The sequence below is a fragment of the Collinsella aerofaciens genome (assembly GCF_039062365.1).
Taxonomy (GTDB): Bacteria; Actinomycetota; Coriobacteriia; order Coriobacteriales; family Coriobacteriaceae; genus Collinsella.
On sequence record NZ_JBCJBI010000016.1, the window covers coordinates 36,270 to 42,628 of the forward strand.

Annotated in this window: 5 protein-coding genes; all 5 read left to right on the top strand. The window is 60.5% G+C overall.

Annotated features, from left to right (window positions below; all coding sequences use genetic code 11):
- The 5 genes from ABCN01_RS08245 (at position 1) to ABCN01_RS08265 (ending at position 6,281) form a co-directional block, all read left to right on the top strand.
- Positions 1-1,344 carry an acetyl-CoA carboxylase biotin carboxylase subunit gene (locus ABCN01_RS08245; RefSeq protein ID WP_117765058.1) on the top strand — a complete coding sequence of 448 codons (1,344 nt, stop codon included), beginning with the start codon at positions 1-3 and terminating at the stop codon, positions 1,342-1,344.
- Positions 1,331-3,055: an acetyl-CoA carboxylase, carboxyltransferase subunit beta gene (gene accD / locus ABCN01_RS08250; protein WP_343014249.1), complete on the top strand. Its 1,725-nt coding sequence runs from the start codon at positions 1,331-1,333 to the stop codon at positions 3,053-3,055. The genes ABCN01_RS08245 and accD overlap by 14 nt, the downstream gene beginning before the upstream one ends.
- Positions 3,056-3,095: 40 nt before the next feature.
- Positions 3,096-4,310, top strand: coding sequence for a PTS sugar transporter subunit IIC (locus ABCN01_RS08255; protein ID WP_342995750.1), 1,215 nt, complete (start codon positions 3,096-3,098; stop codon positions 4,308-4,310).
- A gap of 150 nt (positions 4,311-4,460) precedes the next feature.
- On the top strand, positions 4,461-5,615 hold the full coding sequence (locus tag ABCN01_RS08260; RefSeq protein ID WP_342995749.1) for a cation diffusion facilitator family transporter: 1,155 nt from the start codon (positions 4,461-4,463) through the stop codon (positions 5,613-5,615).
- A gap of 39 nt (positions 5,616-5,654) precedes the next feature.
- The gene (locus ABCN01_RS08265; protein WP_342995748.1) at positions 5,655-6,281 is read left to right on the top strand and encodes a histidine phosphatase family protein; all 627 of its coding nucleotides are present in this window, start codon (positions 5,655-5,657) and stop codon (positions 6,279-6,281) included.
- Positions 6,282-6,359: the final 78 nt, after the last annotated feature.

Below are 6,359 nucleotides of genomic sequence, written 5' to 3' on the forward strand. Positions count from 1 at the left end.
ATGTTCGACAAAGTGCTCATCGCCAACCGCGGCGAAGTCGCGGTCCGTGTTATCCGCGCGTGCCGCGATATGGGCATCAAGACCGTCGCCGTCTACTCCACGGCCGATGCGGACGCGCTGCACGTGCAGCTTGCCGACGAGGCGTATTGCATCGGCGGCCCGCGTCTTGCCGAGAGCTACCTCAACGACGATGCCGTGCTCACCTGTGCCGTAAAGTCGGGAGCTAAGGCGATCCATCCCGGCTACGGTTTCTTTTCCGAGAAGGCGAGCTTCGTGCGCGACTGCGACAAGTACGGTCTGGCGTTTGTCGGTCCTTCGGCCGAGGTCATCGACAGCATGGGCGACAAGGACGCCGCACGTCGAACGGCTGCCGCGGCGGGCGTGCCCATCGTGCCGGGCTGCGATTTGCTCAAAAGCCCCGAGGAGGCAACGGCCGAGGCCGAGCGCATTGGCTGCCCCGTGCTTATTAAGGCGCGTGCAGGCGGTGGCGGTCGCGGCATTCGCAAGGTCGAGCGCGTGGAAGATGCGGCAAAGGCGTTCATTGAGGCGCGTGCCGAGGGCGAGGCCGTCTTTGGCGACGGCGAGTGCTACATGGAGAAGTTCGTCGCGCCGGCGCACCACGTTGAGGTGCAGATCATGGCCGATAAGCAGGGCCATGTGTTTTCGCTCGGCGAGCGCGAGTGCTCGGTGCAGCGTCGCAACCAAAAGCTGATCGAGGAGAGCCCCGCGCCGTGCCTCGACGGACATGACGACATTCGTGCTCGCATGCACAAGGCAGCGCGTGACCTGGCTCGTGCCGTCGGCTACGAAGGAGCCGGTACCATCGAGTTCCTGTATTCGGACGACGGCAATTTCTACTTTATGGAAATGAACACGCGCTTGCAGGTGGAGCATCCGGTTACGGAGTTTGTGACCGATACCGACTTGGTCAAGTGGCAGCTGCGCGTGGCAGCCGGCCAGCCTCTGCCCTTTGAGCAGGAGGACATGCCGGTCCGCAACCACGCCATGGAGTGCCGCATCAATGCCGAAACGCCGGACTTTCTGCCGTCATGCGGAACGGTCACCGCGTTGCGCGTACCGGGTGGTCCGCGCGTGCGCTGGGATTCCGCCATGTTCACCGGTGCGACAGTTCCGCCGTACTACGACTCCATGCTCGGCAAGCTCATCGTGTGTGCGCCCACGCGCGACGGCGCCATTCGCAAGATGCGCTCGGCCCTGGGCGAGCTCGTGATTGAGGGCGTGAGCGAAAACAGCGAGCTTCAGCTCGACGTGCTGGCAAACGACGAGTTCTTGTCGGGCATGTATCACACCGATCTGATGGGGCATCTCTATGCTGATGAATAGAAAAGCGAAGACGGTCAATGTCCTTGAGGGGCCGATAACCGAGTCGTGCGCCGAGTTTCCCGCGCGCCACGTGTTTATCAAGTGCCCGGAGTGCCGCCGTGTGATCGATGAGGCACGCCTACACGACAACCTCGAGGTCTGCCCTCGTTGCGGCAAACACTTTCGCGTGAGCGGTCGCGCGCGCATGCGCATGACGGTCGACGAGGGCACGTTTGAGGAATGGGATGCCAATCTGGCGTCGGAGGACTTCCTCTCGTTTCCCGGCTATGCCGACAAGCTCAAGAGCGTGAGCGAGCGTTCGGGTGAGCGCGATGCCGTTGTGTGCGGCAAGGGCAAAATCTGCGGTTGCGATACGGCGCTCTTCTTTATGGACGCCAACTTTATGATGGGCTCGATGGGCTCCGTGGTGGGCGAGAAGATCTGTCGCGCATTTGAGCGTGCGACCGAGCTGGGATTGCCAGTTGTCGGCTTTACCGTTTCGGGCGGTGCGCGCATGCAAGAGGGCGTGACCTCGCTTATGCAGATGGCCAAGATTTCTGCGGCGGTTAGGCGCCACAGCGAGGCGGGCGGCCTGTATATTACGGTGCTCACCGACCCCACGACCGGAGGCGTAACCGCGAGTTTTGCCATGGAGGGCGACATTATCCTGGCAGAGCCGGATGCGCTGACGGCATTTGCCGGCCCGCGCGTGATCGAGCAGAACATGCACAAGCGCCTGCCCAAGGGATTCCAGCGCTCCGAGTTTTTGCTGGAGCACGGCTTTTGCGATGCCGTTGTTCCGCGCGGCGAGATTGCGCTCACGGTAGGCGAGCTGTTGGCGCTGCACGAAGGGCATGCGCCCAGCCTGGGGGCACCGCATGAGATTGTGCATGCGGGTCGCCGCGGCAAAAAGCTGGGACACTTGTTTAAGCGCTCGGCGGCACCAAAAACCGCGCTCGAGATTGTCAAGCAGACCCGCTCGGCAGATCGTGCCACGGCGGGTGAGATAATCTCGCTGGGCTTGGACGGATTTGTGGAGCTGCATGGCGACCGTTACTTTGGCGACGACGCTGCTGTGGTGGCTGGCATTGGCTGGAAAGACGGACGTCCCGTAACGGTCATCGCCATCGAGCGCGGCACCACGACCAAAGAGCGTATGCGCCGCAACTTTGGCATGGCGCATCCCGAGGGCTACCGCAAAGCGCGTCGCCTTATGCGCCAGGCCGAAAAGTTTGGTCGACCGGTTCTGTGCCTGGTCGATACTTCGGGCGCGTTTTGCGGCATCGGTGCCGAGGAACGCGGTCAGGGCGAGGCCATCGCCCAGAATCTCATGGAGATGAGCGGCCTTAAGACGCCGATTGTCTCGGTGGTGACAGGCGAGGGCGGCTCTGGTGGCGCGCTGGCACTGTCCGTGGCCGACCGCATCCTGATGCTCTCGAGCTCGGCCTATTCGGTCGTGAGCCCCGAGGCCTGTGCGTCGATCCTGTGGAAGGATACCGAGCGCGCGAATGAGGCCGCCGAGGCGCTTAAGCTCACGGCCCCCGATCTGTTGGCGCTCGGTATCATCGACGGCATTGTTGACGATAGGGGTCTGTCGCATGAGGAGATCGCCGGCGCCGTCATGTCCTCGGCATTTGATGCCTTCGATACACTTGGGCGGCTCGACGACGCGACCCTTACAAACCTCCGCTACGAAAAGTACCGCGCAATCGGTCAGTACCGCACGATGTGACTAGGGGACAGTCCGCATGTCACATTGGGAAAGGCGTTCCATGCCACAAGTTTCTAACACCTCGTTTACAGCGACGGTTTCATCAAACGCCATGGCCGTGGTGGACTATCTGTCCAAAAGCATGATGTCGGCGCTGCCGTTTATTGTCTGCGCGGCGCTGTTTCGTACCGTCGCCGTCATTATGGGCGAAGGCATGCTGGGCCTGTGGTCTGCCGATTCCGAAATCTATCGCCTGTTCTACAGTTGGCTCTATAACGCCGGCTACTACTTCTTGCCTATTTATCTTGGTTGGGCGGCCGCCCGCCAGCTCGGTTGCTCGGAGCAGCTGGGCATGATGCTGGGCGGCGTATTGATTGCGCCCAATCTGCTTAAGCTCGTCGATGCCGCATCGACGACGGGGGCATCGATGACTTCCGTGTATGGCCTGCTTCCCGCGCCGGTCAACGATTACACGACGACTGTTATTCCGATTCTCATCTCGGTACCCGTGCTTTGGCAAGTGGAGTGTTTCTTTCAGCGCGTTATCCCTAAGGCCGTGGCGTTTTCGTTTGTTCCGTTTGCGACCATGCTTGTTATGGTTCCGGTTTCGCTGTGTATTACGGCGCCGGCGGGCAGCTATTTGGGCATGCTGTTGGGCCAGCTTATGTTTATGCTTGGCAATTCCGGTGGCATCGTATCGTTGCTCACACTCATGGGGCTTGCCGCGGGCTGGGAGTTCCTTAAGATCGCGGGCGTCAGCAACGTTGTCCTATCGCTCGCCTATGCGCAGTTTATGAGTGTGGGAACGGATTCGTGCATCCTGATCGCCGCGACGATGGCAACGTTTGCCGTTTGGGGCATGCCCTTTGGCGCGTCGCTCCGCGTTGCGGATAAGGACGAGAAGACGCTCATGCTGGGCTATTCAATCTCGGGTGTTCTTGGCGGCGTAAGCGAGCCGGCGCTGTACGGTTGCGGCTTTAAATATGGCAGGTGCCTGACGTGCATGGCCATTGGCGGCGCCGTCGGAGGCCTTGTTGCGGCCGTGGGCCACGTTACGGCCTATACCATCGGCATGACGAATGTCCTCATGGTCATTGGCTTTGCCACGGGCGGCATCTCGAACCTGCTGTGGTGCTGCGCTGCCGGCGGCACGGCATTTGCGGTGTCTGCGGCGCTGAGCTACTGCTTTGGCGTGGTGCCGGCGAAGGGGCAGGCGACGGGGAACGGAGCCGATTCGCCCGAAACAGTGGCGAGCGCTGCTGAAGTAAGCGCATAAACCTGTGTGACACAAGGACGATTCTTTTGTCATGCTCCAAGGCCGTGGCCCGTGCGGGCTGCGGCCTCTTTGTATCTGGGAGACAAAGTGGCTACACTACAATCCGTTTGAGCAATAGATATATAAGTAGTACCGTGGGGGCGGATGTAGATGGTCGAGTGGATTGTTAGGCGCGCGCAGGGCGATCGTGCGCATGTGGGCACGTTAGCGGGCATGGTGTGTATTGTCGCCAATGTTGCGCTTTGTGCTGCGAAGGGCGCAATTGGCGTGCTGTCGGGATCGGTTTCGATTGTGGCGGATGCCATGAACAACCTGTCCGATGCCAGCTCGAATATCGTGAGCGTGCTGGGCTTTAAGCTGGCGAGCAAGCCGGCCGACCCCGAGCATCCTTACGGCCACGGTCGCTACGAGTATCTCTCGGGTCTGGTCGTGGCTGCGCTCGTGCTGCTGATTGGCGTTGAGCTGGTGAAGTCCTCGGTTGAGCGCGTCATCCACCCCGAACCTGTCGAGTTCTCGCTTGCCCTGGTGGCAGTTCTAGTGCTTTCGATGGTCGTAAAGCTCTGGATGGCGGCCCTCAACCAAAAGCTCGGCGATCGCATTGAGTCCGAGACACTGCATGCGACCGCGCAGGATTCCAAGAACGATGTTCTTGCCACAGGCGCCGTGCTGGCGTGCGCAATTGTTTCGCAGGTGACGCACATCAATCTTGACGCATGGGTCGGCCTTGCCGTTGGCGCCTATATTGGCTGGAGCGGTTTTGAACTCATCCAGGATACGGTGAGCCCGCTTTTGGGTCAGACGCCCGATCCTAAGCTGGTCAAGCACATTCGAGACAAGATCATGAGCTATCCCGGCGTTTTGGGCGTTCACGATCTGATGGTTCACGATTACGGCCCGGGCAGGAAGTTCGCAAGCGCTCACGCCGAGATGGCAGCCGAGGCCAGCCCTCTGGAAAGCCATGACACGCTCGACAATATTGAGCAGGCGTTTAGGAACGAAGACGGCATGATTGTCACGCTCCATTACGACCCCATCGTGACCGACGATCCAAAGGTGGCGAGCATGCGCCTGCGCATCAACGCAATGGCCCAGGAGATCGATGGTCGCCTCTCGATCCACGACCTACGCTGTGTTCCGGGCCCCACGCACACCAACGTGATTTTTGACTGCGTGCGCCCCTCGGATTTGGCGATGAGCGCCGAGGACCTAAAGCGCGCGTTGGCGAAACGGGTCGAATCGGATTATCCCAAGTCGGTCGCCAAAATCACTATCGACGAAGACTACGTAGGCCATGCCCACGAGTAAGGCTGTGCCGGCAAAGCAGGTTATGCAGAAGGGGAGAGCATGAAGAAGCTGTATCTACTCCGCCACGGTCAGACGGAGTTCAACGTCAAAAAGCTGGTCCAGGGCCGCTGCGATTCACCGCTGACCGACCTGGGCCGCAAACAAGCGGGAATGGCAGCCGCATGGCTCAAAGCTCACGGCGTCGTCCCCGACAAAGTAGTCTCATCACCCTTAGGCCGAGCCATGGACACGGCAAGTCTTGTCGCATGCGAGCTCCTCGGCCCGGACGCAGCAGTCGAGCCCTGTGAAGGCATTATCGAGCGCTGCTACGGCACCTTCGAAGAAGGCCCCCACGACGCCCTGCCCACTGACGTTTGGGATCCGGGCGAGGACCTGGTCCCCTTCGGAGGAGAAGGAAGCCGCGCGCTGCAAGAGCGCATGGTAGACACCCTCACCAATCTCATGGGCGCCGAGGGCATAGAAACCCTCCTAGCAGTAAGCCACGGCAGCGCCAGCCGCCAATTCATTAAGGCTGCAGCCCCAGAGGGCTTCGAGCTCCCAACAAAACTCCCCAACTGCGCCATCATGATCTTCAATTTCGATGAGGCAAAGCCACAAGCAGAAGGCGAACCGTCCCAATGCAAGTTCACCCTCCAGCAAATAGTGGACCCCCAACAAAGTCATTAGCCTGAGCGAGCAAGGTTTAGCAGACATCAACGTGGCGTTCCCAGTGTGCGGCGGAGGGGGCGGGCCTGAGGCATATTA

Bases quoted from the DNA above. Each gene is read 5' to 3' on its own strand.
- ABCN01_RS08245 (WP_117765058.1), top strand. From the start codon at position 1: ATGTTCGACAAAGTGCTCATCGCCAACCGCGGCGAAGTCGCGGTCCGT.
- accD (WP_343014249.1), top strand. From the start codon at position 1,331: ATGCTGATGAATAGAAAAGCGAAGACGGTCAATGTCCTTGAGGGGCCG.
- ABCN01_RS08255 (WP_342995750.1), top strand. From the start codon at position 3,096: ATGCCACAAGTTTCTAACACCTCGTTTACAGCGACGGTTTCATCAAAC.
- ABCN01_RS08260 (WP_342995749.1), top strand. From the start codon at position 4,461: ATGGTCGAGTGGATTGTTAGGCGCGCGCAGGGCGATCGTGCGCATGTG.
- ABCN01_RS08265 (WP_342995748.1), top strand. From the start codon at position 5,655: ATGAAGAAGCTGTATCTACTCCGCCACGGTCAGACGGAGTTCAACGTC.